Source organism: Microbacterium sp. SA156, from assembly GCF_049065455.1.
GTDB classification, from domain to species: domain Bacteria; phylum Actinomycetota; class Actinomycetes; order Actinomycetales; family Microbacteriaceae; genus Microbacterium; species Microbacterium barkeri.
This window is the reverse complement of sequence record NZ_JBAKGU010000001.1, coordinates 114810-127634: the sequence shown is the minus strand read 5'-3', so window position 1 is coordinate 127634 and position 12825 is coordinate 114810. Positions and strand designations below refer to the sequence as shown.

The window sequence follows — 12825 nt, the reverse complement described above, 5'->3', positions numbered from 1 at the left end:
AGCATGGCAGGTTTGTGGGGTCGACGCCGACGGGAAGAGCGCGAGCAGCAGGAGTCGGCCGACGCCGACCTCGCGCGGCGCGCCCGCACCGCGCTGGTGACAGCGGACGAGCGGATCCGGGCGACCGGCGACGAGCTGGTGTTCGCCGTCGCCGAGCTCGGCGAAGGACCGACCGAGGATCTGCGCACCGGCCTGGCCGCGGTCAAGGAGCACATGGCCGAGGCCTTCCACCTGCACCAGCTCAACCACGATGAGATCCCCGACACCCCGGAGGAGCTGCGCACACGCAACGCGCGCATCATCCAGCTCTGCGACTGGGCCGAGGACGTCCTCGACGAGCGCACGGCGGCGCTGCAGGCGCGCATCGCGCTCGTCCGGCAGGCCCCGCAGATCCTGCAGCAGGTCCGCGCCGACGTCGAGCGCCTCCGCGACCGGCTCCCGCAGGCGCGCACGACCGTCGAGCGCCTCGCGCGTCACTACAGCCCCGAGGCCCTGCAGCGCGTGCGGGTGAACGCCGACGAGGCGGAGCAGCTGCTGGACTTCGCCCTGCACTCGGCCGACGTGTCGGAGCGCCGTCGCGAGGCGCGGCGCGGTGAGGAGGCGAACCTCGCCCTCGAGACCGCCACCGAGGCCGTCCGGCGTGCCACGAGCATCCTCGACGGCGTCGACGACTTCGAGATCGAGGCCATGCGCGCGCAGTCGACCCTGGCCGACGTCGTCGCCGACTCCCGCGGCGACATCGTCGCGGCCCGGCAGGCTCCGCAGACGCCCGAGGTGACCAGGGCGGTCGCCGACCTCGAGGCGGCGCTCGCGGCCCTGCCGGGCCCCGGCACGCCCTCCGACCCGTTCTCCGACCTCGCCTCGCTGTCCGACGCGAACGCCGCGCTCGACGCCGCCGTCGCGAAGGCGCGCGAGCGCGCGGCGCGCCCCGTGCCGTCCATCGCGCACGTGCGCCACGACATCGACGCCGCCGACCGCGCGATCGCCGTCGCGGGAAGCCTCATCAACGGCCACCGCGGCTGGATCGGCGCAGACGCCCGCACGCGCTACGCCGAGGCGCAGCGCGTGCGGATCGACATCGATCCCCTCGTCGCCGACGAGGATACGCGCGAGCAGGCCCAGCAGCTCGCCCGCCGGGCGGCGCAGCTGGCGCACGAGGCGCTCCAGCTCGCGCAGCGCGACATCGACTCGTCGCGCCCCGATGACGACGACTGGGGCTCGTGGGGCGGCGGCCGACGCGGGCCGCGCGGCGGGGGCTTCGGCGGCGGAGGCGGCGGCCTGCTCGGGCCGGTGCTCGGCGGCGTGCTGCTCGGCGGCCTCATCGGCGACGTCTTCGACTGATCCCGCGCAGACAGGCGGATGGCCCGGATCCTGGGATCCGGGCCATCCGCCTGTCACGAGGCCGTCACGACGCGAGCACGTCCTCCACGGGAGGGGCCTGCGTCGTCAGCGCGATGACACCGTAGTCCCAGCCGCGGCGCCGGTAGACGACGCTCGGGTGGTCGGTGCGCGCGTTGATGAAGAGGAAGAAGTCGTGGCCGACGAGCTCCATGCGGTCGACGGCCTCCTCGACGGTCATCCACTCGGGCTCGAAGGTCTTGCTCCGGATCACGACGGGCGTGTAGGCCTCGTCCTCCTCGGTCAGCTCGACGACCGGCACGGTGCCGGTCGCGACGGCCTGGAGCGTCTCGACGGTCGCCGGCTGCACGTCGAGCCCCTCGAGCGCCCCCTTCTCCTTCGCGAAGCGCGCGGCGCGCGGGTGCAGACGCCCGCTGACCTTCTTGTCCTTCGCACGGCGGATCTGCTCGCTGAGCTTCTCGATCGCCATGTCGAGCGCCGTGAACTTGTCGGCGTCGTGCGCCTCCGCCCGGATGACCGGGCCGTTCCAGAAGATCGTGAGCTCGACCGACTCCTCCTCGAGACGGCCCCCGCGATGCGCGTGGTGCGTGACCTTCACTTCGAGACGCTGGGCACGCGGGGCGAGCGACGCTATCCGCTCGCTCTTCTCCTCGACCACGGTGCGGAATCGCTCTGAGACGCTGACCCCCACGCCGACGATGTTCGTGTCCATCTCTGCCTCCCTATCCGGTCCGACCGGTGTGAGCGGCGGACCTGCGGTCGCCTTGGTGTCCCCCACCGTATCCCCGGCGCGGACGGGTGTCACGAACTATCTCGAAACGATCACGCGTGTCGTGTTCGCGGCGGGAGAACGCGCGGCGTCGCCGCGAGCGTGGCCGCGCCGAGCACGAGAGCACCGGCCTCGGCGAGCGCGCGACGCGCCTCGCGGAGCGTCGCCCCGGTGGTCACGACGTCGTCGACGATGACGACCGCGCGCCCCTCGACACGGCGGCGCACGGCGAGCGCTGCCGCGACGTTGCGCCCGCGCTCGGCCACGTCGAGCGCACGCTGGTCGTCGATGCGGCGCGCCCAGCGCAGCGCGCGCAGCGGGGCGACCCCCGCGTGGTGCAGCAGCAGCTCGACCGGGCGGTAGCCGCGCCGTCGCGACGAGGCGGCCGACGGCGGGATGGGCACGGCGTCGACGAGGCGCCCGCTCGCGACGGCGCAGCTCACGAGCGCCGCCCGCAGCGCCGGCGCGAGGACGCGGGCGAGGTCGGTGCGCCCGCGCTGCTTGAATGCGCGCAGGGACGACGCCGCGGCACCCTGATAGGCCAGCCCGCTGATCACCTCGAAGTCGTCGTCGAGGGTGCGGCGCACGAGACACGGCCCGAGCGCCGCGCGGCAGCGGTCGCACACGGCGGCGCCGGGTGCCCCGCATCCCGCGCAGTCGACGGGCAGGAGCATAGCGCCGGCCTCGCGCAGGGCGACGCGCAGGCCATCGGTCATCGTCGTCATGAGGCCACCCTGCGCATGCCGCGCCCTCCGCAGGGACGCCGCCGTCGGCACACGGCGCGGCACGCCGGCGCCGCGCGCCTGTGCACGCGGCGTCGGCTCAGCCGGGCAGGCCGAGCTGCGTCGCGAGCACCTCGACGCCCTTCGCCGACTCGGTGGGATTGCGGCCGCGCATGACGAGCAGGCTCCCCTCCGAGGTCAGAAGGCGCACGGGCGAGTCCTGGTTGCCCGCCCCCACTGCGACGACGTTGAGCGGCGCGGTCGCGGTCGTCCCCGGCGCCCCGATGGGCTGCTGGATGAGCTGCGCGCTGTCGGTGCCGCCGGCCGCGATGCCGACCGTGCTGTCGTCGATCCAGGCGAGGTCGATGCCCGGCATGCGCAGCTGCGCGATCCGCGTCGGCGCGCCCACCGAGAGCGGCGCGCCGTCGAAGTCGCGCTCGATCGCCGACACGATCACCCACTGCTCGTCGCCGATCGCGACGATGGCCGCGATCCGCGCGCCGTCGCGCGAGACGTCGATCGCCGTCACGCGGGAGACGTCGGTCCATCCGCCCGTCATCGGGGTCGGCTCGAGGTCGGCGCTCCAAGCCGTGAGCGAGCGCGGATCACCCGGCCGCACCGTCCAGGTCCATCCGTGCGGGTCGAGCGCGGGCGCGATCGCCTTGCCGCCCGTGTCGATCTCCGACGGATGGTCGTCAGCCGTGACGCGCATGACGCGCCCGTCCGCGAGGCCCACGGCCGCGATCTGCTGGTCGGCCGACATCGCCACGGACGCGATGTCCTCGGGGAAGTCCGAGAGGACCTCCGACATCCCGTCGACGGCGACGACCTCGCCGCCGGACAGGTAGCCGAACCCGTCGTCCGTGAGCACGAGCGCGCGCGAGTCGATCCGCGTCGACGCGACCGGCGCCGCCGGCACGTCGACCTCCTGGCCCTCGACCGTGAGCGCGACTTCGCGCACGTCGGTCGACGCCAGGCTCTGCTCGAGCTGCGCGCGCATGCGGCTGAGCGTCTCGTCGTCCGCTCCCGCGGCGTCGGTGAGCTCGACGTGCGCGACGCGATCGGCGTCGACCTCGATCGTCCCGCTCGCGAGCTGGACGTCGTCGGCGAAGGCGGTCTCGACCCCGGGGGCCAGCCAGTCGCTCGGCGCGCCCTCCACGAGCTTCTGCACGATGCGCGTGGGCGCGTGCTGGAGCGTGAGGAACCACCGCCGGTCGGGCACGATGTGCCGCCACGTCGCATCGAAGTAGGCGAGGTCGTGCGCGGCGTACAGCTCGCGGAAGAAGAGGCGGTCGAGCACGATGCCGTCGGGGGCCGACACGATCCGCCACTCCCCCTCGGCGTCGCGCGCGAGCTCGAACGACAGCGAGGTCGTGCCGTCGGCGATGAGGCGGTATCGCCCGTCGGAGTCGACCACGGCCTCCCCGTGCACCTCGGCCGAGACGCTCGCGGCGTCCTCCGATGCCGAGACCTCGCTCACCTCGCGGTCGTCGGTCGTGTCGATCGTGACGCTCGCGACGGGGTTCCAGGTGTCGGCGAGATCGTCGGAGAGGTACTCGCGCGCGGTCGCCCAGCTCTGCTCGGGCGAGATCGACGCGCGCAGGAAGCCGTCGACGATCTCCTGCGGCGAATCGCCGGGGCGCGGCGACTCGGCATCGTAGCTGCCGCCCGTGACGTCCTCGACGACGTCGCCGGGGGCGTTGCCGACCGAGACCGGGCCGCTCATCGGCAGGCCCGAGCACGCGGCGAGCGCGAGGGCGGGAACGAGGACGAGCGCGGCGAGCACGCGGCGGAGGCGGGTCATGCGGGGTCCTCCTCGTCATCGGTGCGGATGGGCTGGGTCAGCCCGAGCTCGTCGGTCACGCTCTCGGTGGGCTCGACGGGGATCGGCGAGCGCTCGACCGGCTGCCCCGGCACACGCGGGACGGTGAGCACGAAATGCGACCCGCGCCCCGGCTCCGACCACAGCTCGAGGGCGCCGCCGTGGAGCTTCGCGTCGCCGAGCGCGATCGCGAGGCCGAGGCCCGTGCCCCCCAGCGTGCGCTTGCGCGACGGATCCGCGCGCCAGAACCGGTCGAAGACGCGCGCCGCCTGCTCGGGCGACATGCCGAGGCCGTAGTCGCGCACGCCGATCGCGACCGCCCTGGCGTCGCTGTCGATCGTGATGACGATCGGCCGTCCCTCGCCGTGCTCGATGGCGTTGCCGATGAGGTTGCGGAGCACGCGGCGGACGCGCCGCGGGTCGACGTCGACCGGCGAGTACCCCCCGGGCGCCACGATGCGCAGCTCGCTGCCGTGCTGCGCCGCCACCTGCCGCATGGAGGCGGCCACGTCCTCGGCGAGCTGCGCGAGGTTCGTCGACTCCAGCTCGAGCTGCACCGAGCCGGCGTCGTAGCGGCTGATCTCGAGCAGATCGGTGAGCAGCTGCTCGAAGCGCGCCACCTGATCGTGCAGCAGCTCGGCCGCGCGCGCCGTCGCCTCGTCGAACTCGGCGCGACGGTCGTTGATCATCTCGGACGCGAGCCGGATGGTCGTGAGCGGCGTGCGCAGCTCGTGCGAGACATCCGACACGAACCGCTGCTGCACCTGCGAGAGCTCGGCGAGCTCGGTGATCTGCGCCTCGATGCTGTCGGCCATGGCGTTGAACGAGCGGCCGAGAGCCGCGAGCTCGTCCTTGCCGCGGACGGGGAGCCGCACGTCGAAGTAGCCGGCGGCGAAGCGCGCGCTCGTCTGACTCGCCTCGATGAGCGGCTGAGCGACTGTGCGCAGCACGAACCACGAGATCGCCGCGACGAGCACGACGAGCACCATGCCCGTGACCCACAGGGTGCCCTGCACGAAGCGGAGGGTGCGGTCTGCCTCCTGCAGGCTGTACGCGAGGTACACCTCGTACGCGCCCGCGTTCTGCACCTGGAGCTGCTGGCCGACGACGATGCCGGGCACCGGCTCCTCGTCGTCGTCGAGCTGCAGGGCGACGGACTGCCACCACTGGTTCTCGTCGGAGGCGCGCACGCGCTCGCGGAGCCCCTCGCTGAGGATGGCCTCCTCGCCGTCGGCGAGGAGGAAGGCGAAGTCGGGCGGCGCGATCGCCGACGGCGCGTCGTCGATGCGGAAGTAGGCGAAGTACGGCGTGCCGCCCTGGCTCGTGAACGCGGTGCGGGCGTCGAAGAGAACCTGCTGGAGGGCCGCGCCGTCCGCGGCGACCTCGGCCGTGTCGATGACGTCCTGCGCGGCGAGCACGGCGCGCTGCGCCTGATCGAGCACCTCGTCCCTGCTCGTGGAGAAGAGGTTGTTGTGGATGGCCAGGGCCGTCCACACGCACGTCACGGCGATCGCGAGCGCGGTCGCCGCCACTGTCATGAAGGTCGTGCGGAAGCGGAGCGAGCTCGTCCACTGCGCCCGGATGGCCGGCACCCAGGTCGACGGGCGCCGGAGCGTGATGCGCGCGGGCCCCTGCGACATGCGCGCTAGATCGCCGCGCCGGCGCGATAGCCGACGCCGCGCACCGTCATGACGATCTTCGGGTTGTCCGGATCGATTTCGATCTTCGCGCGCAGGCGCTGCACGTGGACGTTCACCAGGCGCGTGTCGGCCTTGTAGTGGTATCCCCAGACCTGCTCGAGGAGGGCCTCGCGCGAGAAGACCTGCTGCGGCTTCGAGGCGAGCGCGACGAGCAGCTCGAACTCGAGGGGCGTGAGCGAGATCGGGGTCTGACCGCGCCGCACCTCGTGCGCCGCGACGTCGATCGTGAGGTCGCCCGCGCGCAGGACGTCGCCCGACGACTCGGGGGCCGGTCGCAGGCGCGTGCGGATGCGCGCCACGAGCTCCTTCGGGTTGAAGGGCTTGACGATGTAGTCGTCGGCGCCCGCCTCCAGGCCCGCGACGACATCGGCGGTGTCGGAGCGGGCGGTCAGCATGATGATCGGGACGCCCGACTCTCCCCGGATCTCGGAGCAGATCTCGATGCCGTCCTTGCCGGGGAGCATGAGATCGAGCAGCACGAGGTCGGGGCGCTCCTGCCGCCAGCTGTCGACGGCGAGCGCTCCGTCCGCGCAGAAGGCCGTGTCGAAGCCCTCCGTGCGCAGGACGATGCCGATCATCTCGGCGAGGGCCGTGTCGTCGTCGACGACGAGGATGCGGGCGCTCATGAGGCTGGTCCTTTGCTCCGGTTGCGCGCCGACGCGCGTCGTTCGCGCGGGCGAGGCGTCCTCGACAGCCTAGACGAACGGTCGCGCCGAGCGGCGGCGACACGGGGCCCTGCGCGTGTGACACGATGAGAGCGGGGGCGGCAGCCGTCCGCTCGCAGGCAGGTCGAGGGAGGATCGACGTGACCGCAGAACCGTCGTGGACGCCGGCGCCGCGGGGCGGGCTCATCCCGCTCCAGCCGCTCGGGTTCGGCACGATCCTCGGCAGGTCCTTCTCCGCACTGCGCGGCAACCCCCGCGTGCTCCTGGGCTTCGCGATGGTCGTGCAGCTGGCCGCGTCGATCGTCGGGGTGGTCGTGATCGGCTGGGTCACGTACGCGGCGATGTCGCGCCTCGACACCGTGAACGAGTTCTCCGACGACTTCGGGCTCATCGCGGCCGGCTCGACGCTCATCGCCCTTCTCACGACGATCGGCGTCGCGCTCGTGATGAGCGTCCTCGGCATCATCGTCCAGGCGGTCGTCGTGGGCGAGGTCGCCCACGCAGCGCTCGGCGAGCGCGCGACGCTCGGCGCGATCTGGCGCCGGGTGCGCCCGGTCGTGTGGCGTCTCATCGGGTACTACGCCCTCGTCACGATCGCCGTCTCCGTCGCCGTCGGCGTCCTCATCGCGGTCGGGTTCGCGCTCGGCTCGGTCGAGATCTGGATGGCCGTGGTCTACGGTGTGCTCGCCGCGCTGGCGGCCATCGTGCTGTACGCGTGGCTCGGCACGAAGCTCTTCGTCGTGCCGAGCGCGATCATCCTCGAGCACGCGACGGTGATCGGCGGCATCCGCCGCTCGTGGCAGCTCACGCGCGGCCGGTTCTGGCCCACGTTCGGCATCATCGTGCTCATCGGCCTGATCATGAACACCGCCTCGTACGTCGTGGGCATGCCGTTCACCTTCCTCGGCTCCGCGATGTCGAGCATCTTCGCCCCGACGGGGTCTCCCGACGCGGCCGCCGGGATCGGCTTCGTGCTCGCGATCGCCGCGAGCCAGATCGTGACGCTCGTCATCTCGTCGGTGACGGTGGTCGTGCAGGCGACGTCGTCGGCGCTCGTCTACATCGACGCGCGCATGCGCCGCGAGGGCATCGACCTGCGGATGCAGTCCTACGTCGAGCGCCGAGACAGCGGCCGCACCGACCTCGACGACCCCTACGCCTTCGACCCCGACGCGGTCGCGCCGGTGCGGGCGTCCTGGCCCGCATACGCGGGCCCCGCGTACGGCTCTCCCGCCGCGCCCTACGGCGCGCAGCCGCCGTACGGGCAGCCGGCACCGCAGTACGGGCAGTACGCACCCCAATACGGACAGCCGGCACCCCAGTACGGTCAGCCGACACCCCAGTACGGTCAGCCGGCACCGCAGTACGGCCAGTACGCACACCAGTACGGTCAGCCGGCGCCGCAGTACGGTCAGCCGGCCCCGCAATACGGGCAGTACGCGCCGACCTCCGGACAGCCGGCGCCGTCGGAGCGCACTCCCGACGCGTCCGGCGCCCCGGCATCGGCCGAGCGCCCGACCGCCCCGCCGTACGCGCGTCCCGTCGACACCGGCTCGGCGCCCGACGCGGGGCGGACGGACGCCGCGGACGGCTCGTGACGGGCGCGCAGCTCGCGACCGGCGCGCTCCGGCTCGTCCTCGCGACCCTGCCGGACGGCGACGAGGCCCGCGACTGGGCCGAGGACGAGCTCGGCGACCCGGTCTACGACGCCGCCCAGCCGACTCTCCTCGACCGCATCGCCGGGGCGATCGCCGACTTCTTCGCGCGGCTCTTCGACACCGAGCTCGGCGCCGAATGGAACCCGCTCCTCGCGATCGTCGTCACCGGCGTCATCGCGATCGTCGTCGTGTGCGCCTTCCTCATCTGGGGTCGCCCCCGCTCCGCGCATCGCGCGCCGTCGCGCTCGGCGCTGCTGTTCGGCGAGGACGAGCACCGCACGGCGGCGGAGCTCCGCGCCTCAGCGGCTCGCCGAGCCGAAGCGGGCGACTGGACCGGCGCCGTGGTCGACCGGTTCCGCGCGCTCGCACGGTCGCTCGAGGAACGCGACCTCCTCGATGCTCCCCCCGGCACGACGGCCCAGCGCTTCACCGTGCTCGCGAAGGCGCCGTTCCCCGCTCACGCGGACGCGCTGTCGCGGGCCGCCGCAGCGTTCGACGACGTGCGCTACCTGCGCCGCGAGGGCACCGCCGAGATGTACGCCGCCGTCGCGCAGCTCGACGACGCGATCTCGGCCGCGCGCCCCGCGCGCCTGCGCGAGGGGGTCCTCGGATGACCGAGCTCCGGGAGGGCGCGCCGGAAGCCGCACCCGCGCGCCGCGGCCGGCGCGCCCTCGGCTGGATCGCCCTCGTCGCCGGGTTCGTCGTGTTCGGCCTCGTGCTCGTGCTCGTCGCGGGTCGCGAATGGTCGCAGCGGCCGGCGCTCGACGCGGAGTCCGCGGGCCCGGACGGCGCGCTCGCCGTCACCCGGCTGCTCGAGGAGCGCCTGGACGTCGACGTCGTCATCGTGTCGAGCCTCGACGAGGCGCTCGACGCGGTCGACGACGGAACAGGGCTCGCGCTCGGCTCGACGGCCCCGCTCGCCGATGACGACGTCGAGCGGCTCGTGGCGCAGGCGGGCGACACCGTGCTCCTCGCGCCGACCTCGCGCGATCTCCGCATCCTGTTCGCCTCCTCCGGCTTCCAGGCCTTCGGCGACGGCACGCCCGCCGCGCCGTCCTGCGGGCTCGAGGTCGCCGTGAACGCAGGCGATGTCGTGCCCGGAGAGGCGTACGACCGCGGCGGCGCCGACGTCGCCTGCTACCCGGTCGCCGACAGCGGGTTCGCCCTCCTGCAGCAGGAGGGCGACGGCCGTATGGTGTCCGCGGTCGACGGCGCGTCCCTGCTCGTCAACGAGCACCTCGACCGCGAGGGGAACGCGGCGCTCGCGCTCGGGCTCCTCGCGGCGCGCGACGAGCTCGTCTGGTACCTGCCCCGCATCGCCGACGCCGCGAGCACGGCCCCCGCGACGCTCGGCGAGCTCACGCCGGCGTGGGTCACCCCCGCGATCGTCGCCGCCGCACTCGCCGCTCTCGCGGCCGGCATCTGGCGGGGCCGGCGCTTCGGCCCGCTCGTCGCGGAGGATCTGCCGGTCACGGTGCGCGCGAATGAGACCCTCGAGGGGCGCGCGCGGCTCTACGCGCGCGCATCCGACGCCGCGCACGCCGCCCGGCTGCTGCGCGCGGGGGCATCCGCCCGGATGGCCGTGCGACTCGGCCTGCCTCGCACCGCGCCGCCCGCCGAGGTCGCCGACGCCGCGGCCATCCGCCTGCGCGCACGCGCCGACGCCGTGCGCGGCATCCTGCTCGCCGAGCCCCACGACGACGCATCGCTCGTGGCCTTCGGCGAGCGCCTCCACGACCTCGAGACGGCCGTCGACGCGGCCGTCCGCACCGAAAGGACACCATCGTGACCGAGACCCCGAACGGCGATCCCGCGGCGCTCCGCGAGGCGATGGGGCGCGTGCGCCAGGAGATCGGCAAGGCCGTCGTCGGCCAGGACGGCGCCGTGAGCGGCCTGCTCATCGCGCTGCTCGCCCGCGGCCACGTGCTGCTCGAGGGCGTGCCCGGCGTCGCGAAGACGCTCCTCGTGCGCACCTTCAGCCGGGCGCTGGGCCTCGACACCAAGCGCGTCCAGTTCACGCCCGACCTCATGCCGGGCGACGTGTCCGGCTCGCTCATCTACGACGCCCGCTCGGGCGAGTTCGAGTTCCGCGAGGGCCCGGTGTTCACGCACATCCTCCTCGCCGACGAGATCAACCGCACACCTCCGAAGACCCAGGCCGCCCTGCTCGAGGCGATGGAGGAGCGGCAGGTCTCGACCGACGGCGTCACGCGCCCGCTGCCGGCTCCGTTCCTCGTGGCGGCGACCCAGAACCCGATCGAGCACGAGGGCACGTACACGCTGCCGGAAGCGCAGCTCGACCGCTTCCTCATGAAGCTCGTCGTCGAGGTGCCCGCGCGCGATGCCGAGGTCGCCGTGCTCCGCCGCCACGCCGACGGGTTCTCGCCGCGCGCGCTCGACGGGGTCGAGGCGGTCGTGACGGCGTCCGACATCGCGTCCGCTCAGCGGGCGGTCGAGGCGGTGACGGTCACCGACGACGTGCTCGCCTACATCGTCGACCTCGCGCGCGCGACCCGGCAGAGCCCCTCCGTGCAGCTGGGCGCGAGCCCGCGCGCGGCGACCGCGCTGCTGGCGGCGGCCAAGGCATGGGCCTGGCTCGGCGGCTACCCTGCGATCACGCCCGATCACGTGCAGGCGATGATCGTGCCCGTGTGGCGACACCGCATCCGCCTCCGAGCCGACGCCGAGATCGAGGGCGTCTCGGTCGAGGCCGTGCTGACCTCGGTGCTGCAGCAGACGCCGGTCCCGCTCTGAGCGCGCGGAGGTCGCCATGTACCTGACCGGCCGCTTCGCCGTGCTCGTGGGCTGCGGGATCGTGCCCGTCGTCCTCCTGGGCGGCTCGGCGCCATGGGCTGTGCTCGCGATGTGGCTCGTCGTGTGCGCGGCGGTGCTCGTCGCCGACGTCGCCGCCGCGGCCGACCCGCGCGCCCTCCGCGTGCTGCGCGAGGCCCCGGCCCGCGTCCGGCTGGGCGAGCCGGCATCTGTCCTCGTCCGCCTCGTGAACACGGGCCAGCGCCGCCTGCGCGGGCGCGCGAGGGACGCGTGGCAGCCGACCGCGGGGGCTCCCGCCGAGCGCCTGGCGATCGACGTGCCGCCCGGCGAGTCCCGGGCCTACCGCGTCCCGCTCCTCCCCCGGCGGCGCGGCGAGCTGCGCTCCGCGTTCGTCGCCGTGCGCAGCGCGGGCCCGCTGGGCATGGCGGGGCGCCAGGCCGTGATCGCGGCTCCGGGAGCCATCCGCGTCCTGCCGCCCTTCCACAGCCGCCGCCACCTCGCGAGCCGCGTCGCGCGGCTGCGCGAGCTCGACGGCAACACGAGCATCCAGGTCCGCGGTCAGGGCACCGAGTTCGACTCGCTCCGCGAGTACGTGCGCGGGGACGACGTGCGCTCGATCGACTGGCGGGCCACAGCCCGCGCGTCGACGACCATGCTCCGCACGTGGCGACCCGAGCGCGACCGCCACGTCGTCATCGTGATCGACACGGGCCGGACGTCCGCTGCGCGCGTCGGAGACAGCACGCGTCTCGAGGCCGCGTTCGAGGCCGCGCTCCTCCTGTCGGCGCTCGCGCAGCGCGCGGGCGACCACGTGCATCTCGTCGCGTTCGACAGGGTCGTGCGCGCGCGCGTCACGGGCGTCGAGGGGCCGGCGCTCCTGCCCGCACTCGTCGACGCCCTCGCTCCCGTGGACGCCCAGCTCATCGACACCGACTGGGATGCCGCGCTCGCGCAGGCGCGCCGGCTCGCCCCGCACCCGTCGCTGCTCGTGCTGCTCACGGCCCAGGAGTCCGTCGACGCCTCGCGCGCGTTCCTCGGCGTCCTCCCGTCGGCGGCGCGTCGCGGCACGGTCGTGCTCGTCGGCGCCGCCACCGACACGACCCTCGAGAGCGCGGCGCGCGAGCGGGGGTCGGCCGACGCCGTGTACCGCGCAGCCGCCGCCGAGGCCGGGCTCTCGGCCGCGCGGCGCGTGGCGCGGGCGATCGAGCGGGCCGGCGCCGACGCCATCTCGGCGTCGCCGGACGACCTCCCGCCGCTCGTCGCCGACCGGTACCTCGCGCTCAAGCGGGCCGGGCGCCTGTAGGGACATCCGCGACCGGGGGCCGGCCTCCCTCGCGGCGCCGCCGCCCCGGGCCCTT

The 12825-nt window shown here is 74.1% G+C and carries 11 protein-coding genes; 6 read left to right on the top strand and 5 right to left on the bottom strand.

Going from position 1 to position 12825, the window contains the following annotated elements; genetic code table 11:
* Nucleotides 1-3 precede the first annotated feature (3 nt).
* Nucleotides 4-1341 (top strand): hypothetical protein, encoded by a 1338-nt coding sequence (locus tag ACOWU6_RS00530; RefSeq protein ID WP_421074353.1) that lies wholly within the window; start codon nucleotides 4-6, stop codon nucleotides 1339-1341.
* A 64-nt stretch (nucleotides 1342-1405) separates the two neighbouring features.
* Here the strand turns inward: ACOWU6_RS00530 and hpf are convergent, their stop codons facing one another.
* From hpf to mtrA, 5 genes are all read right to left on the bottom strand, one after another.
* Complete coding sequence (gene hpf, locus ACOWU6_RS00525; RefSeq protein WP_421074352.1) at nucleotides 1406-2071, bottom strand: ribosome hibernation-promoting factor, HPF/YfiA family; 666 nt, start codon at nucleotides 2069-2071, stop codon at nucleotides 1406-1408.
* Between the two features lie 110 nt (nucleotides 2072-2181).
* Nucleotides 2182-2853, bottom strand: a complete 672-nt coding sequence (locus tag ACOWU6_RS00520) for a ComF family protein (RefSeq protein WP_421074351.1) — start codon at nucleotides 2851-2853, stop codon at nucleotides 2182-2184.
* Between the two features lie 97 nt (nucleotides 2854-2950).
* Nucleotides 2951-4654 carry an LpqB family beta-propeller domain-containing protein gene (locus tag ACOWU6_RS00515; protein WP_421074350.1) on the bottom strand — a complete coding sequence of 568 codons (1704 nt, stop codon included), beginning with the start codon at nucleotides 4652-4654 and terminating at the stop codon, nucleotides 2951-2953.
* Nucleotides 4651-6312 (bottom strand): MtrAB system histidine kinase MtrB, encoded by a 1662-nt coding sequence (gene mtrB, locus ACOWU6_RS00510; protein WP_421074349.1) that lies wholly within the window; start codon nucleotides 6310-6312, stop codon nucleotides 4651-4653. Before mtrB ends, ACOWU6_RS00515 begins: the two co-directional genes overlap by 4 nt.
* A gap of 5 nt (nucleotides 6313-6317) precedes the next feature.
* Nucleotides 6318-6998: an MtrAB system response regulator MtrA gene (gene mtrA / locus ACOWU6_RS00505; protein ID WP_271172814.1), complete on the bottom strand. Its 681-nt coding sequence runs from the start codon at nucleotides 6996-6998 to the stop codon at nucleotides 6318-6320.
* A 179-nt stretch (nucleotides 6999-7177) separates the two neighbouring features.
* Here mtrA and ACOWU6_RS00500 point away from each other — a divergent pair, with 179 nt between their 5' ends.
* The 5 genes from ACOWU6_RS00500 to ACOWU6_RS00480 are packed head-to-tail and all read left to right on the top strand — an operon-like array spanning nucleotide 7178 to nucleotide 12770.
* The gene (locus ACOWU6_RS00500; protein ID WP_421074348.1) at nucleotides 7178-8635 is read left to right on the top strand and encodes a hypothetical protein; all 1458 of its coding nucleotides are present in this window, start codon (nucleotides 7178-7180) and stop codon (nucleotides 8633-8635) included.
* Complete coding sequence (locus ACOWU6_RS00495) at nucleotides 8632-9309, top strand: DUF4129 domain-containing protein (protein WP_421074347.1); 678 nt, start codon at nucleotides 8632-8634, stop codon at nucleotides 9307-9309. The genes ACOWU6_RS00500 and ACOWU6_RS00495 overlap by 4 nt, the downstream gene beginning before the upstream one ends.
* Nucleotides 9306-10484 carry a DUF4350 domain-containing protein gene (locus ACOWU6_RS00490; RefSeq protein WP_421074346.1) on the top strand — a complete coding sequence of 393 codons (1179 nt, stop codon included), beginning with the start codon at nucleotides 9306-9308 and terminating at the stop codon, nucleotides 10482-10484. Before ACOWU6_RS00495 ends, ACOWU6_RS00490 begins: the two co-directional genes overlap by 4 nt.
* Nucleotides 10485-10525: 41 nt before the next feature.
* Entirely contained in the window at nucleotides 10526-11449 is a 924-nt protein-coding gene (locus tag ACOWU6_RS00485; RefSeq protein ID WP_271172865.1) for an AAA family ATPase, read from the top strand.
* A gap of 16 nt (nucleotides 11450-11465) precedes the next feature.
* Complete coding sequence (locus ACOWU6_RS00480) at nucleotides 11466-12770, top strand: DUF58 domain-containing protein (protein WP_421074345.1); 1305 nt, start codon at nucleotides 11466-11468, stop codon at nucleotides 12768-12770.
* The last annotated feature ends 55 nt before the right edge of the window (nucleotides 12771-12825 follow it).

What these genes read in the sequence shown, in the direction of transcription:
- ACOWU6_RS00515 (WP_421074350.1), bottom strand. Translation starts at nt 4,654, where the DNA reads ATGACCCGCCTCCGCCGCGTGCTCGCCGCGCTCGTCCTCGTTCCCGCC.
- ACOWU6_RS00490 (WP_421074346.1), top strand. Translation starts at nt 9,306, where the DNA reads ATGACCGAGCTCCGGGAGGGCGCGCCGGAAGCCGCACCCGCGCGCCGC.
- mtrB (WP_421074349.1), bottom strand. Translation starts at nt 6,312, where the DNA reads ATGTCGCAGGGGCCCGCGCGCATCACGCTCCGGCGCCCGTCGACCTGG.
- ACOWU6_RS00520 (WP_421074351.1), bottom strand. Translation starts at nt 2,853, where the DNA reads ATGACGACGATGACCGATGGCCTGCGCGTCGCCCTGCGCGAGGCCGGC.
- ACOWU6_RS00480 (WP_421074345.1), top strand. Translation starts at nt 11,466, where the DNA reads ATGTACCTGACCGGCCGCTTCGCCGTGCTCGTGGGCTGCGGGATCGTG.
- mtrA (WP_271172814.1), bottom strand. Translation starts at nt 6,998, where the DNA reads ATGAGCGCCCGCATCCTCGTCGTCGACGACGACACGGCCCTCGCCGAG.
- ACOWU6_RS00530 (WP_421074353.1), top strand. Translation starts at nt 4, where the DNA reads ATGGCAGGTTTGTGGGGTCGACGCCGACGGGAAGAGCGCGAGCAGCAG.
- hpf (WP_421074352.1), bottom strand. Translation starts at nt 2,071, where the DNA reads ATGGACACGAACATCGTCGGCGTGGGGGTCAGCGTCTCAGAGCGATTC.
- ACOWU6_RS00485 (WP_271172865.1), top strand. Translation starts at nt 10,526, where the DNA reads ATGGGGCGCGTGCGCCAGGAGATCGGCAAGGCCGTCGTCGGCCAGGAC.